Here is a 19,919-nt window from a genome sequence, read left to right as displayed (position 1 = left end):
GTTTGATTTTTGTTCAGAAAATGAGTCCTGATTTATAAACGAAGTCTTTTGGGATTGTCTTCAAGGTGTTTATCACCATTTTGATTCGGTGATCTCTTTTGATTTGGCTGGGTGGGTTGAAAGAAAAGGTCGGGAAAACATCAGTGGGGATTTCTTGTTGTTTTAAGGCAATTAGATTTTGGTTTAATGCAACTGTATTTTCCATGATTTTCAATTGCGCTTCTCAAAAACTCAATTAATTGTTATTGCTCTAACTGACTATCCAACTTTGTCTGTCTTCGAGAATACACTGACCTCGATGAAAAACAGGAAAGAGATGGTTTGAAATGCCTATCCGTTCATTGACATTAGCGACATAGAGTTCCAAGATGCTAAAAGGCGAGCAAAAGAACATTCTGACCCTAAAATCCCTTCTCCCAAATCATGGAGAGAAGGAGCATAAAGGGGCGGATGAGGGGAAGCTGATGAAGGAAGATACCAACTACTGGCTGGAGCAACTCAAAATCATAGGAGTTAAACCCTGGATGTTGAAAAGCTCCAAAATAAATAGCGATTTGTATCAATTGGTGTTTCAGCGCTTAAAAACAAAACTACGATATGTGGATAAGCCCTTAGACATAAAGGCTTCTTGGCAATTAAAAGCACTCACAGCAGAGCTATCAAACTATCCCAATTTTACACAGTCCGAAGACCCTAATAAGGCCAATTTATTTCACTATGCCGCTTGGTCTGGCAGTGCCCAAGCGCTCGATTGGGTGAACAACAATACCTCAATTTCTGCCGCATCTAAAGACGACTACAATGAGCTGATATCGCATTACGCTGCCTTGTCAGGACGTGTTGAAGCGCTTAAATGGATTCAATTAAAACACCCACAATTATTGGATTTGATGTGCAATAACAAAAGAAACATTGCGCATTATTCCGCCTGGTCTGGCAATTTGGATGCATTAAAATGGGTGCATGAAAAAGCGCCTCACCTTATGTCTACCATGGATGCTCATGGATGCTTGATAGCACACTACGTGGCCTGGTCGGGGAACACTGAATCTCTGGATTGGATTAAAACACACTACCCGTCTCAGTTACAGGCACTCGACAACAGCGGTCTAAGTTTAGCTCATTTTGCTGCCTGGTCTGGTAACGAGGCCGCATTACAATGGGTTATTGACAATATCCCCAACCTAATGACTCAACAAGACAAAGCGTTCACTAAAATTGTGCATTATGCGTCATGGTCAGGGAATACAAACTCGTTAAGATTAATTCAAGAAAACTATCCTTGGATGATTCCTATCAAAAGAGGGGATGAAAAAACAATCATTCATTTTGGTTTATGGTCTGGCAACAAAGCACAAGTGAATAATGCTTTTGCGCTCAGCGGCCACCCCACAGAACTTAAAATTGCCAGCACATTAGCGGATTGTAATTTTGCCATTCAGACTCTTTGCAGAGCATTGGAAACGAATTATAGTTTAACCAAAGTGTCGTTGCCTAAAGGGACTCATCTTGACGTAAAGACTATAATAGATAAGTACCTTGAACGAAACATGCAATTGAAATTAGCCGTAATCACGATTAAAACTCTTTTTCAAGGCCTAAGACAACCCCAAAGTGGGATGCATGGATTATTCCCTGATGTCCTGTTTGAAGTGTTTAAAAAACTACTGCCTGGCAAAATAGATGAACAACACAGTTTGACCGTGTTTAATCGAATCAAAGACAAGTGTGATCTGGAGCCACGCCCAAGTCTATTTCAGCCTGCAAAAAAACCGAGTATTGTACAAAAACTCACGGGGAGTAATTACTTAAAAATGTAATTTTCTAGAATTGGATACACGGTAATTGATAAAACTCAACTTCTCTTTAGAAAGGGAGGATGGGAATGGTAGTCTGAAACTGATAAGCTGTTTCAATAACTCAAAAGCACTTTCAATGCGATCCTTTGAAGATCAGCATTGAAAGCCATGGTCATTAAGGGTAAGGGGTGAAGGAACGAACACAACGGACGTAAAAGGGACTTGTTAGTTTATTTGATGTTCCTTGAAACGCTCCTCCTATCATCACCTGGTACCACGCATCGCTTGCAGAGGCTTCCGTAGAGCTCCAGTAATCCGCATTGGAAAAATTACCAATGGCTACCTCATTCGTGTGGAGACAATTCAGCTGATCTTTAGCGGGTAAATACCAATCGTTATAACAAGCGCCGGTCATGCAAGGTGAATTGCCTTGAGAGTCAATTTGATAATCCGAGCAAACTTTTGCTGCCGACACTGGAGTTCCTCCTGCGGATGCGACAATAAGCGTGGTGTTGTTGGCCCCGTTTGTAAGGCTAGTGGCGCCTGTATTTGTCCCTGTATCCGTTGACCAGATGACACCTGGAGAGTTGTCATTGGTCGATGCAATTAAATCGAATCCACCACTGCTCATAAGACAGGCAACTTTCCCTCCATTCGTCGGTTGTCCAATTGCGGTGGCCACATAAGTAAAAGCATTATTCAGTGTTGCACTGCCATATGGGGTGGTGACCGACACGTCAACTAGACCAGCGGTATGGGCTGGCGTAACGGCGTTTAGGGTCGTGTTGTTGATGACCACAAGGTTGGTTGCCGAGACTCCGCCAATGGTCAATGAACTTGTTCCAGTCAAATTAGTCCCTGTAACCGTAACTCCAACCCCACCTGAGGTGGAGCCTACATTATTAGCAATGTTAGACAGTGTTGGTGGGGGGCATTAATGGCAATGGAGGCCGTTATTGGTAAGGTATTAATCCCTTGAATGGTAAAGTTTGTTGCTGCAACAGGGGTACTTCCAGGTGTGTAAGTAAGCGTGCAGCTGCTGTTTGGCATTAATTGCTGACAGTATTGCCTGTTTCAGTCACTTTGCCCACAAGAGCTCCGGTGAACGTTGAGCTTATATTGTATGCAATAAAGTTGATTGAGTTGTTGCGAATAATTAAGCTTCCGGTGGGACCACTGGTCATTAATGTTAATGACGCGCAAGCGATGCTTGGTGTTGAAGTGAAGCACGAGCTGGGGTTAGTCGCGGCTGGGGAATTCATGGCAACAAGAGTTGCTTGGGTGATGGCTGTTGTTTGCGTTATTTTTAGTTGATGGTCTTTTTGGGGGTACTCACATTGATCTGGGGCGTCAAACAAACACACTGTTGGGCCTTGCATAATCGGTTCGGATAATTTGCTGCCATCAATTTTTAAAGACAAGATGCAAGAGGAGCCAGTTGAGGGTAAAGTAAATGGTTTGGGGCAATTATCTCTGGCTTGAGTAAGTTGCTCGATTCCTTTTATTTCAGGCATGGTTAACTTAAGCACTTGTTTAGAGGTGTTGGTAACCTTATAGTTGACTACGGCAAAGCTATTTTCAGAAACACTCAGTTCGTTGGTACTCTCCGCTGTAATACGGTATAAGCCACTCTTTGCATGGCTGGTATGGAATAGAGAAATCCACAAAATTATTAAAAGAATAGTGTTTAGAGCACGTTTTATTTTCACAGTCCCTCCTGGAAACTTGCTTGTTGCTGACATACTCAGGACTTCTAAATAACTCCCAACATCTAATTGATATTTGGAGTAAAATTTATCTGATTTTCGATCAAGCTCATGCCGAACTCAGCTGCTTTTCTTTTTAGGTTTTTGATCATTCGTTTACGATATTTTTCATCATAGTAATCTTGACCTGATTCTATGTAGTCCACACCATGACGCAACATATTGTAAATAATAATAGCTAACTTATGGGCTGTTGCTGTAATGGCTTTCATAGGCCCTATTCGTGATTTCAGTCTTCTTAAATAGGCGCCCAGAGAGGTTTGGCTGCGGTATAAAGTAGAGGCTGCCATGCGTAGAGTAGCAGCGGCTTTATTGTTAGATGGCTTAGTTTTTCCGCTAAGACGTTTTCCACCAGAGACTTTATTGCCAGGACATAAGCCAAGCCAGGATGAAAATTGCTTTGAATTTTTCCATCGAGTCATATCAAAGCCAACTTCACTTAATAGCTGTAAAGCGGATATGTTATTTATGCCAGGGACGGCTAATAAATCTACTCCTGTTAAACGATATAACTCTCCTCCTAAATTAAAAGCAGGTGCATTTTTACTGACCTTCTTTTTATTAGACTTCGGCTTCTCGACAGAAAAATCCTTCCCCAAGGTATTGGTTGAAAATCCAGATAAACATTTTTCTATTTCATCATCACAAGCTTTAATTTTTTCTTGGAAATAATCATATAATTCTAGCGATTGCTTCAGGGAAAATAAGTGTTCTTCGCGATAATTACCTGTTAATGCAGCTTCAATATCCTCTTTGCTGCTCTTGCATCTAGGGTCTCTATTTGTTGCTAAAATAGCAGCTTCCCGCTCTCCATTTATGATTGCCCGAATAATTCTCATCCCCGTATCACCAGTAATATCTGTAATCACATGATGCAGCTGAAGATTCATTTGCGTCAGTGCTTTTTGCATTTGTTGAATATACCTTGATGCACTTCTTATTAGCATGCTACGTTGCCTAACGTAAGTTCGAAGAGCACATATCTCATTATCTGGCCTAAATGCCCCATTTAATAAACCATAGGTATGAAGTTGTTGTATCCATTGGCAATCTAATACATCTGTTTTACGACCACTCACATTTTTCACTTGTCTTGCATCAACTAATTTAACTTCAAATCCTTTTTCTTCTAATAATTCATAAACGGGAATCCAATAAACCCCCGTCGACTCCATTGCAATGGTTTGTATGCCACACTCTTTTAACCACTCCGCCAATGAATAAAGGTCTGGAGTAAAACTCTTAAATTCACGAACGGATGTTGTTGTGCATCCTTCAGGTACAGCTACAAAATGAGAGGTGGCTCCTATGTCAATTCCAGCCGCCCATTGATTAATTTGCTCGAGATGCTTGGGTATAGGTTTAGTTTTTGATATTCCCTTTGACACCAGAGGGGTAGTTCGTGTACTTTTTTTCATGTCATTCTCTTTTTTAGTCAATTAAATGAAAATGATGGGTTCATAAAACAGAGGATTTTCATTTTGGCACTCTTCTAAACGGGATGGTATATCAGACCTCACCTATGATGCTACCGTTAATCCTCTGGGACCATGCTTACGCTCGGGTACAATGACACCAATGTCCAATCGGCCTTCTTGTTCATGATCCCATCGCACGAAATTGTACACATAAAATACTTAAAGTTATTTATAGATGCGGAGCACTTTGTGCTTGAAATGCTTACGAAAAACTCCTATTCGACTTCGATGCGGTTCCTGCCCCCATTTTTGGCTTTATACATCGCGTTATCTGCTCGCATAAACAACGCTTCCACGTCATCCTCTTTAAGAACGGTTGTTAAGCCAAACGATACAGTCACATCAACCTTCTTTTCACGATAATAGAACAGACAATCTTGAATGGATTTACGCAGTTTCTCTAAAATGGATTTTGCATCTTTGCTTACTGTGTGTTCAAAAATAAACACGAACTCTTCCCCGCCAATTCGTGCTATAAAATCAGAGGCTCTTACTGCAGATTTAAAAATGGTTGCTACTTTTTTCAACACCTTATCACCGGCTAAATGACCAAAATTATCATTAATTCGTTTAAAATGATCGATATCACAAACGGCCAAAGACAGTGGTTTTTCACTCCTTTTCCAGCGATGCATCGCTTCTATAATATGCTCATCATAAGAATCTCGATTAGGTAGTCCTGTTAAACTGTCATGATTAATTTTGTACTTTTGATAAGAGAGTAAATTATAAATCTCATCCGCATTTTGCTCTGATTCACGCAGCTTTGATTGTAGATCCGTAATTTGTTTTTCATAGTCCTCCTCACGCTTTTTCTCATTGGCCCGAAACTCCTTTAATCGCTCACCAATAAGTTGAAGGTTTTGGCTAACCTTAGCGGATAATTCCTCGACTGATTTAGAGTTATCCATGTGTGTCTTAATTTGATCTATATTATCCTGAATTCCCGACTCTAACTGACGACTGTCTTCAGACGATTGTTTTTGTGAATTGATTGAGGACTTTAAAAACATCTCAAAGTCTGTAAGCTGATTGGTTAATTGTTGTAAGAAACCTTTGAATCGATTTTGCTCTACACTAAATGCATCGACTACCAATTCCGTTAAACCATCAATAATTTTGCTTAACTCGAGATCAGTTAATTGACTCTCCAAGCTATTTTTTATCTGTTCACGTTTCTCATCTAAGTTTTGAGGAATGGCAAGATGCTCCAGCAATTGTTGCAAGCTATCATTCACTCTGAAGCTGATTTCAAGTAAAGATGGATCGTTGTCTTTACTCTTGCTCTTTTTTTGCATTTCAGATAAATCGTCAATCTCCCTGATGATCGATGAGATGCATTGCGTCAACACTTCATTAAAATGGACTAAAATGGCATGGCTTTCCATCTCAGTATCCAACATTTTTTGTAATTTAGTCACTGCTCTTTTATCTTGGGATTTATTGGCTATTCGACAAATTGATTCGGCGCCCTGACGAATTAATCCATGCATTTGGCGAATGTTATCAGACTTCTGCTTTTGCAGTTTTTCTAATTTTTCAGAAAGTCGTTTAACCTTTCTTTCGATATTTGACGGTTCAAACTCTGTATCCAGCTCATCCTTAAACTGCGAAAGATGCTCATCAAAATCGTAATTAATCCCTAAGGGATTAATTACTAACTGATTAATTGCGTTTTTGAGTGAATTAATTTGCAACTGCATTTTGTTGCATTTGGCTTCGTACAGACTAATGGTATTGATAATTTTTTTCTTCAAGTCCGGATCCAACATTTGAATTAAATCCCTATTTATTCGCCTTTTGTCTAGCTTTGGCAATCTCCATTAAAGCTTTAGCATGCGATCCATCACACCATGGTGGATTTTTCGTGCGCTTACAATTACAAAGAAAGGCATCTTCTGTTAACTCAGCTTTAAACAAAATTGCTTTTACACCACAATCCTGTTTATCACAAAAGGGTTGACTATTACTTTTGCGACAGGAGCACCAGCAATATTCCTTTCCTTCTTCAATCAATACTTGTATTGGAAATAGAAATTGATACTCTGCCTCGTCATCCATTTTGTAGTTTTCTCCCATCCTGGGTAAGAAAAAGAGCTGAATAACTATCTAAGCACTTACGAAAAACTCCCAATCTCTTCATTAAAAATAAATGTCACTTCAGTCGGTTAGTACATCTAAACTCCATCATTGACATTTATTGTTGTCTCGATTTTGGGGTTTATCGTAAGTTCTTTATCTATTAGTTTATGCTAGAAAATAAGTTTTTTTCAAATAAATGAGCTTATTTATTCACTTTCAATAGTTGGCGTGTAAAAGTAACTTAAAATCCAACCGGCAATAACCATGAAAACCCATATAAACATGGATAATGCATTATTCGACAGCGAATAAGGGTAAATGATTAAAAGTAGTGAGATTGCTAACATAACTAAAACACCAATGAGATCAAGCTTCTTGGCCATTTTTGCAAAAATTTTCAAACTAAATATCAGTTTATACAATAGCATTATCAACATTAAGGGTAATACGTACACCAGTTGATAAACCAGCTGATACATGGCCTTTATTACCTGGCCTGAGTCTTGGGTACTTAGCCATTGTTGAAATACATAAGTCCAATTAACGACACAAGTTTGCTGATAAATATAAACCATTAATCCAATTAACAAAGACAATGGTAGAAAAATACGACGGATAGAGCGCCCACGGAAATAGTGTCCCATAGAGTAAAAACCGATTAGGCCAATAATTGCTCCAGGAATTCGTAACCAAGGTAGTATAATAAAATAGCCAGTAATAAATTTCTGTTGCAAGAAATGAACAACAGCGATCATTAAAATAAATAAAAACCCAGTTAGCATCGGTTGTTTGTTCATTCCCTTTAAAAACAGCAAAGCAAAAAAGGTAATCAAACAAAACAAAGAACAAGGATTGAACGCATCAATCAAGGCAACGGTTAAAATATATTTCGCAGGTGTTGGGTTTTCGGTCATATTAGCACTGATTACATTCACATTTCCCAATCGATTTAAAGTGCTTATTGTTGCAGAAGATAACTTTCCATCCTTTTCAATTTGCTCTTTACAAAACTTAATCCCTTTTAATAGTTCTTTTCCAGTTGTTTCGGCTGATGCAAAACCCACCCAACGTGACTTACAAAATACAATAGAGGGCACAGCAAAATCAGTTTGATCAAGAAGAATTAATCGCTCATTGAACAACTTTAATGAAGATTCTTGTTGATTGATAAAATAACGAGTTACATGCATCCATGGATTTTGACTTTCAATACTCTTAAAAAACTCATCTGCTTTCTGACAATAGGGGCAAGTAGAAGAGATATATAATTCAACATTTACGCTGACCTCTTTATTGTCTTTGTTTTTTGTAAACCATATTGAAGACGATTCGGCTGCAAATAAAAAACTAATGAACGAAACATAGACGAGAAGGACACGTAATAATTGCTTCATGGGTGAAATTATTTTGTTATTAAAAACATAACTATAGCAATTAAAATCACGTATGAATATAATTTTCCAAGTGTTCTATAACACGAGCTCTGTCTTCTAATAGATGGAATAACAAATCACCAATAGACAAAATAGCTAACAATTCCCCCTCCTCACGAATAAGAATATGTCGTCTTTTTGTCTCCGTGATGGTTTGCATCGCTTTTTCAACAGAGTCGTGAGGACTTAATATACTGACCTTAGTGAAGACAACATCGGATGCAGTAGCTTTATCTGTATCTAATCCCTTATTGTGACAGGAGCGCAGTACATCCCTTTCACTGACGATACCCACTAATTGACTGTTGTCGTCAACAACAACTAAGGCACCTATGTCATTTTCAACCATGATTTTGATGCAATCCTTTAATGGATCTTCTGGATGTATATACACAATTTTTCTGGGTGGAACAGGTAGTACACTATGAATAAGGTGAGCCATGATACTCTCCATGAGAAAACAAATAGGGATCATTGCTTGTATAAATATAGCACAATTTCAGTTGTTTCAACCAACTTCTTGGTATGGCAAAAGTCTGAAAACTCGGGGGAAGTGAGATTATGAACATAAAAAAGGATAGGGCTGTTTAAAAGCAAACAATCCTATCCAAATTTCTGATGATTAGCTAACAACTCTCCAAGAGCCGTCTGCTTGTCTGCATGCTTTACCGTAAATTTGTTGTGGCTTTCCACCAATCAACGCTTTAGTAATGTATTCACGACAAGGTTGTTGTGCATGATAGTAAGTTCGTGTTGGTTGAACAGTATAGCGATTGCCAGAATCAGGATTTGACCAGCTGACTGCTCTTCCTGTTGGGGCAGTTTCTAGTGCTCGTTGCATTTCCATACGATCAACTTTATCCATTGTTTTTCCAATTTGTCCGCCTAAGAATGCACCAAGTAAAGCGCCTCCTGCAGCTGCAGCTACTTTTCCTGAACCACCGCCAAATTGGCTACCCACCAAACCACCGACAACACCTCCGGTAATGGTTCCAACACCTTCATTGTTCATTGCGCAACCAACTAACATAAAGGATAAAGATAATGATGCAACAGTTAATTTTTTCATTACAGTTCACCTGATTAAAGGGTTACAAACTCGGTTGTCATTCTAACACCAAGGACATTTATTATCCACAGCACTGTGGCAAAATCCTCTTTCACTATTTAACGACCTCGCACTCTTTCAGAAATCTGACATAGTAACTCGTAGCCGATGGTTCCAGCGGATTTAGCAATTCTCTCAACTAAAATGTTGGCTCCCCATAACTCCACTTCGTCACCTACCTCTACTTCTGGGTGCTCAGTCAAATCAACAGCCAACATATCCATAGATACCCGGCCTACTATCATCACTTCTCGTCCTCTCAGCCAAACTGGAGTATTGGCAGAAATATGCCTTGGATATCCATCTCCATATCCAGCTGCAACTATACCAATCCTAGAAGGCTTATCACTTTTCCATGTGCCTCCATAGCCTACTTGAGCATTTGGAGGGTTGTGATGGATAGCACTGACTGCTGACATAAATCGCATTACAGGAATTAGACCCAGATCCCGAGCCGTTTGATTGACAAAGGGTGAGACGCCATAAAGCATAATTCCTGGCCTAACCACGTCCGCTAACGAATCTTTCAAAGAGATAATTGCTGCAGAATTTGCAATACTCCGTTTAGTAAATCCAGGAATTTTAATTTGATGAAACAGTGAAATTTGCTCCTGATTTTCATAACGATCTGGTTCGTCTGCGCGAGCCATGTGAGTCATTAAACCTAGGTCTTTATCGACCCATGAGCACTCTTTCAAAACCGCCATAACTTGTTGCAAGTCATGCACCTTAAAGCCTAAGCGATGCATTCCAGTATTTACTTTTACCCATAGTTTTATTGGTTTGGTAAGCGTTGTTTGCTTTATCCATTCCAGTTGTTCAAACGTATGGATTACACAAGAGAAATGATTTTCTGAAGCCATTGATAATTCATCAGGACTAAAAATACCTTGGAAAAGAATACACTCTGTTCTTACCCCTAACGAACGAATTTTCATCGCTTCTTCAATACAAGCAACACCAAAAGCATCAACTACCCCGTCAAGAACGGGCGCAACTTCCCTTATTCCACAACCATAGGCATTTGCTTTGACCATAGCAACTACTTGCTTGCCAGGAGCTAGGTTTTTAATTTGTAAGACATTATGCAATAGAGCACTTTGCTCAATAACTAACCTTGTAGGCCTAGACACCTTAATCTACCCCTTGATAACCATTAAATGCTAAATCTTCAAATCGGGTGTATTTACCCAAGAATGCCACACGAACTTTTCCTATTGGGCCATTTCTTTGTTTTGCGACAATTATTTCTGCTACACCCTTGTCAGGGCTATCTTCGTTATACACTTCATCCCGGTAAATAAAACAAATTAAATCGGCGTCTTGCTCAATGGCTCCAGATTCCCTTAAATCTGACATTACCGGCCGTTTATCTGATCGTTGTTCCAAGCTCCGGTTTAGCTGAGATAATGCAATGACAGGAACATGCAATTCTTTAGCTAATGCTTTAAGACTACGGGAAATTTCAGAAATTTCTGCAGTTCTATTTTCAGCACCAAAACCCGGAACCTTCATCAACTGCAAATAGTCCACTACAATTAGGCCTAAAGAACCATTTTCTTTAGCCAATCGCCTTGCCCTTGCTCTCATTTCACTGGGACTCATAGCAGGTGTGTCATCTATGTACAATGGAGCTTCCGAAAGCATATGCACCGCAGAGGTAACCCTTGGCCAATCATCGTCATCCAACTTACCAGTTCGAATGCGATGTTGATCAATTCGACCTAAAGAAGACATCATTCTCATTGCTAGCGAGTCAGATGGCATTTCCATCGAGAACACCAATACCGGCTTTCCTGCTTTTATTGCTGCGTGTTCAGCCATGTTCATCACCAAAGTGGTTTTACCCATCGATGGTCTTCCTGCAACAATCACTAAGTCGGACGGTTGTAATCCTGAAGTCATTTCATCTAAGTCAGATAAACCTGTAGCCAAGCCAGTTATTGCATCACCATTATGATAAAGGGCATCTATTTTTTCCACTGCCCTCACTAAAATGGATTTAATGTTCTCAGGTCCACCATCTCCTGCTGTTTGCTCGCCAATAGCAAATACTTTTGTTTCAGCCATATCCAAGAGTTCTGGAACTTCTCTGCCTGCAGGGTTGTATGCAGAATCAGCGATTTCAGTGGCTACCGATATGAGTTGTCTTTGTACTGATTTTTCTCGAACAATATCCGCATAAGCCACCACGTTCGCAACGCTCGGCGTGTTATTCGCTAATTCGAAGAGATAGGCCTCACCACCTGCATCATCTAACTCATTGTGAGATTTTAAAGCATCAAGTAATGTTACCACATCAAAAGGCTGATCCTTTTTTGCTAATGACGTAATTGCTCGGTATAAAATACGATGTTCGGTACGATAAAAATCAGTCTCACACAATTTGCTCGAAATCTTATCCCAAGCTTGGTTATCCAACATTAAGCCACCAATGATGGATTGCTCAGCTTCCAATGAGTGTGGTGGTCTCTTTAATGGGTCGACCTTGTTTTTTTTAGGAGCTTGTAAATCGAGCATGGTAAGTGATGTCTTATCTAATAAGAGAGTTAGTCTATTTAAAAGGATTCTATTGGGAATTTCAAATTATATTCGATATCACTTGATTTCTAAAGCTCCTCCGCTTACGCGGAGGAAGAATTTTTTGATTATGCCTGGGGACAAAAATGGATTATCTAACCCAAGTTTGAGTACGACCAAGGATAGACACTCCAACATACCCTCTAACGAGTAATTTATTACCTTGAAGAGTCATTTTAGCTTTATAGATTTTCCCTGTTTTAGGATCGAGTATAGAACCCCCACTCCATGTTCCATTGCCATCATCCTTTAAGCCCCAAACAAAAGTCAAACCTTGAATTTTTTTGTCTTTGAAAGCACCTGGACACTTTGAGCAAATTCCAGTGTCGCCTGGTTGAGGATACACTTTAATAATGGTTCCACTTAAGACACCATTTGAAACACTTAGACTCACAACCGCTCTTTTCGCTCCTGTTTTATCATCAATGGTTGTCCATGTACCAGCTGGAGAATTTGATGCAGCAATAGCTAAAGGTAAATAACAAAAAGCAACAACAAAACCACACAGTACTTTCCATAATTTCATGAATGATCTCCTAAAATGTATCAATAAAAGAATAAGCTAAGATGAGATACATTGCCACTGCTTGGTAAAAATATTCCTTTGCAAACGATATAGTTAAAGGATACATGCAATAAAATAGATCATTGCCCTAGAAGACTCTTTAATTCTAAAGTTGGTTTTACTAATTCTTCATTTGTGGTAACAGGCCTATCCTGCGCAAACAGTCGCTTACCTAGAAATAGCCCCGGAATTATGCCTAGAACTAAACCTACAAATACGACTATTCCTTTTAGAAGGCTTTTTGAGATACTACTATGTGGCCTTTTTAACTCTTGTTGATTAGCAACTATATGTTTATAATAAATTGAAGTACATCAGCAAAAATCCTAGGATCTGCTAAAGAATCTGACTCACTACGTGCCTTGTGACTAAAGAATTGATCAATTGAATTTCCTTCTCGATAAGCTTCTCCTTTAGGATTTTGAACAGATCAACTGCGACTAATCCGTCAAGGGTACAAAAAACTGATTCAAATCTTCTTCACTGAGGGATACAGACTGAGCTGTATCGTGCCCTAAAATACCATCAACCAATTGCCTTTTCTTCGCTTGCATTCCTAGAATCACTTCTTCTACAGTTCCTGCTGTAATTAGCTTATAAACAAAAACAGGGTTTTCCTGGCCAATACGATGTGTTCGATCCGTAGCTTGATCTTCTACGGCGGGATTCCACCATGGATCAAAGTGAATTACTGTGTCCGCTTTGGTTAGATTCAAACCCGTTCCGCCCGCTTTTAGACTAATTAAGAAAATGGGAATATTACCTTCTTGGAACTGCTCGACCAAGGCTTGTCGATTTTGAGTTTGACCTGTTAGCTTCAAATACTCGTATTGGTTTTCGATCAATACATTTTCAATAAGCTTTAACATAGAGGTGAATTGGGAGAAAACCAAAACTCTTCTGCCTTCTCTTACTAAATTATCGAGCAACTCCATCAATGCCTCTAATTTCGCCGAGTTCCCATGAGCAATACTCGCTTCTGAAAGGCTGAGTAAGCGAGGATCACAACAAACCTGTCGCAACTTCAACAAGGCATCAAGTAATACGATATGACTCCTGCCCAACCCCTGTCTCGCAATAGCATCTCTCACCTTTTTTTCCATGCTCATGCGAATAGCTTCATAGAGATCTCGTTGTGTCCCAGTCAATTCTATAGTCCGAGTAATTTCCGTTTTTTGCGGTAATTCCTTAGCAACCTGGTTCTTTGTTCGGCGTAATAAAAATGGTTTTACACGTTTTGCCAATAACTCCCTTCGCTCCATATCGGCATGTTTTTCTATTGGCGTTCGAAACCACTGCCTGAATTGCTTAACATCGCCTAGTAAACCTGGCATTAAAAAGTGAAACAGCGACCAAAGCTCACCTAAATTGTTTTCTAACGGTGTTCCAGTAAGACATAATCGATGCGCAGCATTTAATTGCTGGATGATCTGAGTCGTTTTTGTCCTGGCGTTTTTGATAAATTGCGCTTCATCCAGTATTAAATAATAAAAATGGTGGCTGATGAATTTTAGTTTATCTCTCTGAATTAAGCCGTAAGTCGAGATGATTAAATCATAATCGGCAAAATCATCTTGATGGCGATCAATACCATGATAAACCAACACTCTTAACTCGGGAGTAAATCGCCTAGACTCTGACAGCCAATTGCCAACGAGACTGGTTGGAGCAACAATTAAACTAGGCCCTTTAATTCTCCCTTGCTCTTTTTCATACTGTAAGTGAGCCAGTGTTTGTACCGTTTTACCCAGGCCCATATCATCTGCTAACACACCATTAAAACGGCTTGTACGTAACAACTGTAACCAATTTAATCCATATTGCTGATAATCTCTTAAACGTGTACCCAAACCTTTTGGAGGAGTAATCTCGGGAACTTTGGTTAATTGCACCAAATTTCTTAGCTCTTCTCTTATCGATTCAGCCCCTTGCCAACGTGACTTCACTGCAGCTAGAGCTAATTCAGCTTCTTGCATCAACAACAGTTGATATTTATTGATTTGCAGCTTCTGGCTCGACTCTACTTCACGGAAACCAAACTGCAGTAATAATCGAACCAAGGGCTTAATTCTACCCATTGGAAGTTTCAGTACCTTGCCTTCTTGAATGGGTAATTTGATGGGTTGATCATCGGATAAAATATCCAAATCGGATGAACCGTATTTTTGAATAAGATCAGCAACTAATGGAACTATGCTGACAGGTTTCCCCTCTACTAATATGCCCAACTGATAAGAAAAGAAATCCGTGCCACTTTCCTGTATATCAGAAAACCACTCAACGTCTTCCTCACTAATCACTTCCTGATAGTGAGCACTGGAATAAATCAATTTCCAACCTTGGCTTTTTAATAAGGGTATCGCTTTGCTGTATAACTCTTCTACATCCGTCTCACTAGCAATCTCGCTTAGTATGTAAGTGGAGTTTTTTTCGAATTTGAATTGATGAATTTCCCATGGATCAGGCAACCGGATGGAAATCATCGTTTTAAGCTCTTCTTGTTTCTTTAACTCAAACTCGATATCACGAACATATTCGACTAAAAAACCATTTTGCTGAGTAAAGACCGACGGACCGTCTTCACTTGTTGGAATAACATGCCCTGCATAGTCAAAGGAAACCGAAGCTACGTACAAGGTCAGATCGGCTTGACCGAATAAGTTGAACGTTCCCTCATCTGCTCGAGTCACAACATCAAACGTTAGCACCGGTATTGGTTGAATCTGTTTAACTTCACGCTCTTGAAATACAGTTGGCTTTGGAAATTCAGGATATTCTGTTTCCATTTTCTTGGACAATAATTCGGCCTGTTCAATTGAAATGGGTGGAGCATCCAACAGATGCCTGATCTGCTTAACTGGAAACTTGGAGTGCAAACGTCCCATGATAGAGAGCGATGTATCAAAATACCAGGTCTCATCCAAAAGTAGAGGCTCCAAAGCTTGATCCCCACTCATTAGTTTTAAGGTTTGATTTCCATTGGGTAGCAGAACCCATTCACAAGAGGCTTGTATAGGATTTCCTAAATGAATAGCACTCTCTTCGTTATTCGTAAAAAAAGCTCTTCCAGTAGATAGAATTTTTTCAATGATTTCAGAGTTACGAATTGTAAACCCATCAAACCAGCCAGCTGCATCACACTTGAAAAGTAATTGAGCAACAATGTCATTATCTTCTGGGCTGAAAAATTGTTTTTTCGAGTCAGACAAGCTATTAATGATCGTTTTCTTACCATAACCACCGCGTTTCAATACCTTTGCCAGAGCCAAGCGAATGGTCACTCGATGCTCATAGCCATTGAACTTTAATTGCATCAAATAGGTTAGTTGATGCGATGCTTGAATTTTAGTGGTTTGTGACGCTTCTTGAGCACGCAAATTTTTTAACCAAATATCCAGTTTTCTATCCAATTTATTTGGAGAACGTTCTATTAAATTCAATTGCTCTTTTTCACGGATAGCAAACAAACATGCCGCGGCATGTTTACAGTTGCGTTGAGTGGAACAGGTGCATCGAGAGGGTTTTCCTGGCCATGATTTCAAATCCATATGCACATCATAAATTTGGCTAGTGCTGCCTTTTACTCGTCCTTTTATAAGACCATCACTTAACCTGATGCTAAGCACATGTCCCTTGTTGAAATAATCTTGCCCCCGAAGCAATTCTTTAGCTTCAAAAGCATCAGGCATTTGGGATATTGCTTCACTTAACATAGAGACAATTTACATGAGAAAAAATGAATATTTTATTCAATTTTTGTTCTAATTTATAGGGTCTAGATATATTTCCTTGAAATAAGCTACACTTCACACTAAATCAAACGAACGAAATGAAGCGCATGAATTCAAATCTCACTGTGTTAATGGCACAAATCAATCCCACAGTAGGGGCACTCCAGTTAAATACGGAGAAAATAATCAATATCATTCATGAGCATCAATCCATGCATGATGTGATTGTTTTCCCAGAACTTGCTATTAGTGGGTACCCCACCGAAGACTTACTGTTTCGCAAAGAATACCTTGAGCAAGTCAATAAACAGTTGAGATTAATCCAAGCCGCGGCACAAGAATGTTTTATCATTGTTGGTCATCCACTATGGCACGATGATGCTTGTTATAACAGTCTTTCTGTATTTTATAACGGACAACAAATCAAAGAGTATCATAAACAGAAATTACCTAACTACGGTGTTTTTGATGATGTTCGCTATTTCAAACCCGGCGAGAAGAATCCTTGTATCTTGGAAATTCGTGACCATAAATTGGGTCTTTGTATCTGTGAAGATCAATGGCAAACAGGACCTGTACAAGATTTAATTCATGAAGGCATCACTTCTTTAATCAGTATCAATGCATCACCGTTTGATTACAATAAACTGGATAGACGTGAAGACATTTTAACATCTTATGCCAAACAAGGTATTTCGATCATCTATGTTAACCAAATTGGCGGCCAAGATGACATTTTATTTGATGGGCAATCAATGGCTATTGATAAGCAGGGTAAAATAGCTGCTATTGCCCCAGCCTTTGAGGAAAGTCTATCTACTGTCATTATTAACAAAGAATCCATTACTGGTTCAATCGCTCCCCAACTTCCACAAATTCCCCTGATTTACAAAGCGCTAGTTTGCGGGACTAGAGATTATGTGCTTAAAAATAACTTTCCAGGAGTGATTATAGGTCTTTCAGGGGGGATTGACTCTGCTCTTACATTGGCAATCGCAGTGGATGCTTTTGGCCCTGAGTATGTCCATGCCGTTATGATGCCATCACGTTATACTGCTTCGATGAGTAATGAGGATGCTTTAAAACAGATTGAATCTTTACATGTCCAGCATTCAAGCATTTCCATTGAGCCTGTATTTAATTCAATGATTGAATCATTGAAAGCTAGTTTTGCAAACAAAGATCCTGATACGACAGAAGAGAATATTCAAGCGAGGATTCGAGGGATGTTACTCATGGCGCTATCCAATAAAACAGGCAAGATGGTACTTACAACCAGCAATAAAAGTGAAACTGCTGTTGGATATGCCACTCTATATGGAGATATGGCCGGTGGATTTGCCGTCTTAAAAGACGTGTTAAAAACCCAAGTCTATGAACTAGCGAAGTACCGAAACCAATTGTCCCCTATTATTCCAGAGCGGGTTCTAACAAGAGCTCCTTCTGCTGAACTTAAACCCAATCAAACCGATCAAGATAGCCTACCCGATTACGCCGTTCTTGATGCAATAATTTCAGGGTATATGGAAAATAATTTGAGCCCTGATGAATTGATATCCCAAGGTTTTAGCTCTCAAGACGTTAAAAAAGTTGTTCAATTAATTCAACGTAATGAATACAAAAGGCGCCAGGCAGCTCCTGGTATTAAAATCAGCTCCCTGGCATTTGGTAAGGATTGGCGATATCCAATTACAAATGGATTTAAAGTTCATGAGTGATGCATTCCTGAAGCGGCACCTCACTTTGTGTAGAGTTTGATCTAGCGCCAAAAAATAGCGTTAAATTGGCATAGTTATCTAGATTTATTTTTTGGGGTGCAGGTCTATTAGGCTGAATGTTAACTACCTTGATAGGTTCTGAAGGCACTGATTGCTGCCTTTGAAACTCTGTTAATTCATTGCCCTGTTGGATCTTAGAGGCTAAGCACTCTTCTATCGCTTTAAACTTTCCAAGATCTAATTTGTTTCTAGGACCCTGATCAACTACTCTGGCTCCCAAACATTTATTGATGGCCTCGTATTTTTCGAGATCTAATTTATGACTGGTCTGTGCTTCTGTTGCTTTGGGTTTTTTGTTTGTATGTGTTAAACACCTGGATAACTCGTCCTTAAAATCATCCATTGTCAACGATTTTTTCGTATTGACTTGCAATAAATGGGATTTTAGATCTAATAAATCATCTTCTTTTACAAATTGTGTCTTTCCCACTAAAAATGCTTGTAAACTTGGGTATAAATTGAGTAACACTTGATTTGGTATGCCTAAAGAATTAATCCAAGACACGGTGTAATTATTTGGCTTGCCTCTTAATACAAAGGTTGATGTAATTCCTTTTGCACATAAAGCACTGTCAGATTCTTCCGCCTTTGTTTTTGAATCAACAGGATTAATCAGTAAAACTATCTTATTGAGAAAGTTTTCACGTACTTTTAAACACTCGTTTTTGATTCGCTTCAAATTTAATGGGCTTACTTGTTTCAAATCCATTACATTGTTTTCCCTCAGAATAGTAACCAATTCTTCGGTTGGCTCTAGGACATAGGATTTACCCTGCAGATCAATCCAAGTGACTTTCCATAGCTTGTTTTTTTGTTCTAAACAAAATACTCGATCATTATTTTGAACTTGGTTTACCTTTTTTGCTTCTGATAAGTCATTGAAAACGAATAACTTACTGACATCTTTCTCATGAGAGTGTATTTTCGCTTTTTCCCTTTCTCTGTCTTCAATCAATTTCTGGTTGGAGACATACTGACTCATGAATTCATCCATTTTATTATTGAGGAGCTCTTTAAGGCGCAAAATGACAAGATGAACCGTATCGATATCTAATGGTTCATATCCAGGAATGGATTTTATCAATTCATCAAATAAATAGTGATTAAATGAGCCATGTTCCCACTCACCTTTACTAATTAATAATTTGAACTCTTGGATACGGGTGTAAGCGTCTGGATACTCTTCAATGCCTTTAATAGCGCTTTGAATTTCATCACCACGAAGACGTGTAAATTGATATATCCAACCAGTGAGCCATGATTCTATGGGTTTGGCATAGCGAATTTTTGCTTTTTCTATTGAGGCGATTAGCTTCTTGCTGCCTTCATCACTCTCGTCTGCAATCCAATTAATCAGTATTTCTGAAAATTCATCAAGATTATCAATGATCTTACGTAATTTCTTTTTGGAATGACGAGGCATATATAAACTCCTTTTATATAGACTAAATTTCATCTTACCTGATTAATTATTAATTAATCAAGTCACGTTACTTGCTGATGGCTACACTGTTTTTTACCTTTCAATCATTAAAAAATTCCTTACAATGATTTAGAGAAAACTTGCAAATTTAAGCTAAACCGATAACATGGTTTAGT

General features: G+C 39.0%; 15 protein-coding genes and 1 pseudogene. 2 read left to right on the top strand and 14 right to left on the bottom strand.

The features are described from left to right. Positions 1 to 464: 464 nt before the first annotated feature. Complete coding sequence (locus Lwal_RS14245; protein ID WP_133141241.1) at positions 465 to 1,820, top strand: ankyrin repeat domain-containing protein; 1,356 nt, start codon at positions 465 to 467, stop codon at positions 1,818 to 1,820. A 154-nt stretch (positions 1,821 to 1,974) separates the two neighbouring features. Here the strand turns inward: Lwal_RS14245 and Lwal_RS14240 are convergent, their stop codons facing one another. The 13 genes and pseudogenes from Lwal_RS14240 to Lwal_RS14185 form a co-directional block, all read right to left on the bottom strand. Continuing rightward, the gene (locus Lwal_RS14240; RefSeq protein WP_133141240.1) at positions 1,975 to 2,535 is read right to left on the bottom strand and encodes an Lcl domain-containing protein; all 561 of its coding nucleotides are present in this window, start codon (positions 2,533 to 2,535) and stop codon (positions 1,975 to 1,977) included. Between the two features lie 6 nt (positions 2,536 to 2,541). Next, positions 2,542 to 2,709, bottom strand: a pseudogene (locus Lwal_RS18220) (IPT/TIG domain-containing protein); the annotation flags it as partial. Positions 2,710 to 2,848: 139 nt separating this feature from the next. Continuing rightward, positions 2,849 to 3,508: a hypothetical protein gene (locus tag Lwal_RS14235; protein WP_133141238.1), complete on the bottom strand. Its 660-nt coding sequence runs from the start codon at positions 3,506 to 3,508 to the stop codon at positions 2,849 to 2,851. A gap of 62 nt (positions 3,509 to 3,570) precedes the next feature. Beyond that, positions 3,571 to 4,983, bottom strand: a complete 1,413-nt coding sequence (locus Lwal_RS14230) for an IS110 family RNA-guided transposase (protein ID WP_083500112.1) — start codon at positions 4,981 to 4,983, stop codon at positions 3,571 to 3,573. Between the two features lie 275 nt (positions 4,984 to 5,258). Continuing rightward, entirely contained in the window at positions 5,259 to 6,800 is a 1,542-nt protein-coding gene (locus Lwal_RS14225) for a GGDEF domain-containing protein (RefSeq protein WP_231951022.1), read from the bottom strand. A 28-nt stretch (positions 6,801 to 6,828) separates the two neighbouring features. Further along, entirely contained in the window at positions 6,829 to 7,104 is a 276-nt protein-coding gene (locus tag Lwal_RS14220) for a CDGSH iron-sulfur domain-containing protein (RefSeq protein WP_058481924.1), read from the bottom strand. Between the two features lie 227 nt (positions 7,105 to 7,331). After that, a complete protein-coding gene (locus tag Lwal_RS14215; RefSeq protein ID WP_058481467.1) occupies positions 7,332 to 8,519 on the bottom strand; it encodes a hypothetical protein in 1,188 nt (395 codons plus the stop codon). 46 nt (positions 8,520 to 8,565) lie between these two features. Beyond that, entirely contained in the window at positions 8,566 to 9,000 is a 435-nt protein-coding gene (locus Lwal_RS14210; protein WP_058481466.1) for a CBS domain-containing protein, read from the bottom strand. Positions 9,001 to 9,180: 180 nt separating this feature from the next. Then, a complete protein-coding gene (locus tag Lwal_RS14205; RefSeq protein ID WP_058481465.1) occupies positions 9,181 to 9,627 on the bottom strand; it encodes an RT0821/Lpp0805 family surface protein in 447 nt (148 codons plus the stop codon). A gap of 98 nt (positions 9,628 to 9,725) precedes the next feature. Beyond that, positions 9,726 to 10,799, bottom strand: a complete 1,074-nt coding sequence (gene alr / locus Lwal_RS14200; protein WP_058481464.1) for an alanine racemase — start codon at positions 10,797 to 10,799, stop codon at positions 9,726 to 9,728. A 1-nt stretch (position 10,800) separates the two neighbouring features. Continuing rightward, positions 10,801 to 12,186 (bottom strand): replicative DNA helicase, encoded by a 1,386-nt coding sequence (dnaB, locus tag Lwal_RS14195; RefSeq protein ID WP_058481463.1) that lies wholly within the window; start codon positions 12,184 to 12,186, stop codon positions 10,801 to 10,803. Positions 12,187 to 12,337: 151 nt separating this feature from the next. Next, complete coding sequence (locus Lwal_RS14190) at positions 12,338 to 12,772, bottom strand: DUF2147 domain-containing protein (RefSeq protein WP_058481462.1); 435 nt, start codon at positions 12,770 to 12,772, stop codon at positions 12,338 to 12,340. A gap of 479 nt (positions 12,773 to 13,251) precedes the next feature. Then, the gene (locus Lwal_RS14185; RefSeq protein WP_058481461.1) at positions 13,252 to 16,524 is read right to left on the bottom strand and encodes a DEAD/DEAH box helicase; all 3,273 of its coding nucleotides are present in this window, start codon (positions 16,522 to 16,524) and stop codon (positions 13,252 to 13,254) included. A gap of 125 nt (positions 16,525 to 16,649) precedes the next feature. Here Lwal_RS14185 and Lwal_RS14180 point away from each other — a divergent pair, with 125 nt between their 5' ends. Continuing rightward, positions 16,650 to 18,260 (top strand): NAD+ synthase, encoded by a 1,611-nt coding sequence (locus Lwal_RS14180; protein ID WP_058481460.1) that lies wholly within the window; start codon positions 16,650 to 16,652, stop codon positions 18,258 to 18,260. On the opposite strand, the gene Lwal_RS14175 is transcribed toward Lwal_RS14180, so the two are convergent. After that, the gene (locus Lwal_RS14175) at positions 18,244 to 19,743 is read right to left on the bottom strand and encodes a hypothetical protein (RefSeq protein ID WP_058481459.1); all 1,500 of its coding nucleotides are present in this window, start codon (positions 19,741 to 19,743) and stop codon (positions 18,244 to 18,246) included. The two genes, Lwal_RS14180 and Lwal_RS14175, sit on opposite strands and share 17 nt — an antisense overlap. Positions 19,744 to 19,919 lie beyond the last annotated feature (176 nt).

Source organism: Legionella waltersii, assembly GCF_001468085.1.
Classification (GTDB): Bacteria; Pseudomonadota; Gammaproteobacteria; order Legionellales; family Legionellaceae; genus Legionella; species Legionella waltersii.
This window is presented reverse-complemented; position numbering and strand designations above follow the sequence as displayed.

Excerpts from the sequence above, each read along its gene's own strand:
- Lwal_RS14245 (WP_133141241.1), top strand. The coding sequence starts at position 465 with ATGAAGGAAGATACCAACTACTGGCTGGAGCAACTCAAAATCATAGGA.
- Lwal_RS14230 (WP_083500112.1), bottom strand. The coding sequence starts at position 4,983 with ATGAAAAAAAGTACACGAACTACCCCTCTGGTGTCAAAGGGAATATCA.
- Lwal_RS14220 (WP_058481924.1), bottom strand. The coding sequence starts at position 7,104 with ATGGATGACGAGGCAGAGTATCAATTTCTATTTCCAATACAAGTATTG.
- Lwal_RS14215 (WP_058481467.1), bottom strand. The coding sequence starts at position 8,519 with ATGAAGCAATTATTACGTGTCCTTCTCGTCTATGTTTCGTTCATTAGT.
- Lwal_RS14210 (WP_058481466.1), bottom strand. The coding sequence starts at position 9,000 with ATGGCTCACCTTATTCATAGTGTACTACCTGTTCCACCCAGAAAAATT.
- Lwal_RS14205 (WP_058481465.1), bottom strand. The coding sequence starts at position 9,627 with ATGAAAAAATTAACTGTTGCATCATTATCTTTATCCTTTATGTTAGTT.
- dnaB (WP_058481463.1), bottom strand. The coding sequence starts at position 12,186 with ATGCTCGATTTACAAGCTCCTAAAAAAAACAAGGTCGACCCATTAAAG.
- Lwal_RS14190 (WP_058481462.1), bottom strand. The coding sequence starts at position 12,772 with ATGAAATTATGGAAAGTACTGTGTGGTTTTGTTGTTGCTTTTTGTTAT.
- Lwal_RS14185 (WP_058481461.1), bottom strand. The coding sequence starts at position 16,524 with ATGTTAAGTGAAGCAATATCCCAAATGCCTGATGCTTTTGAAGCTAAA.
- Lwal_RS14180 (WP_058481460.1), top strand. The coding sequence starts at position 16,650 with ATGAATTCAAATCTCACTGTGTTAATGGCACAAATCAATCCCACAGTA.
- Lwal_RS14175 (WP_058481459.1), bottom strand. The coding sequence starts at position 19,743 with ATGCCTCGTCATTCCAAAAAGAAATTACGTAAGATCATTGATAATCTT.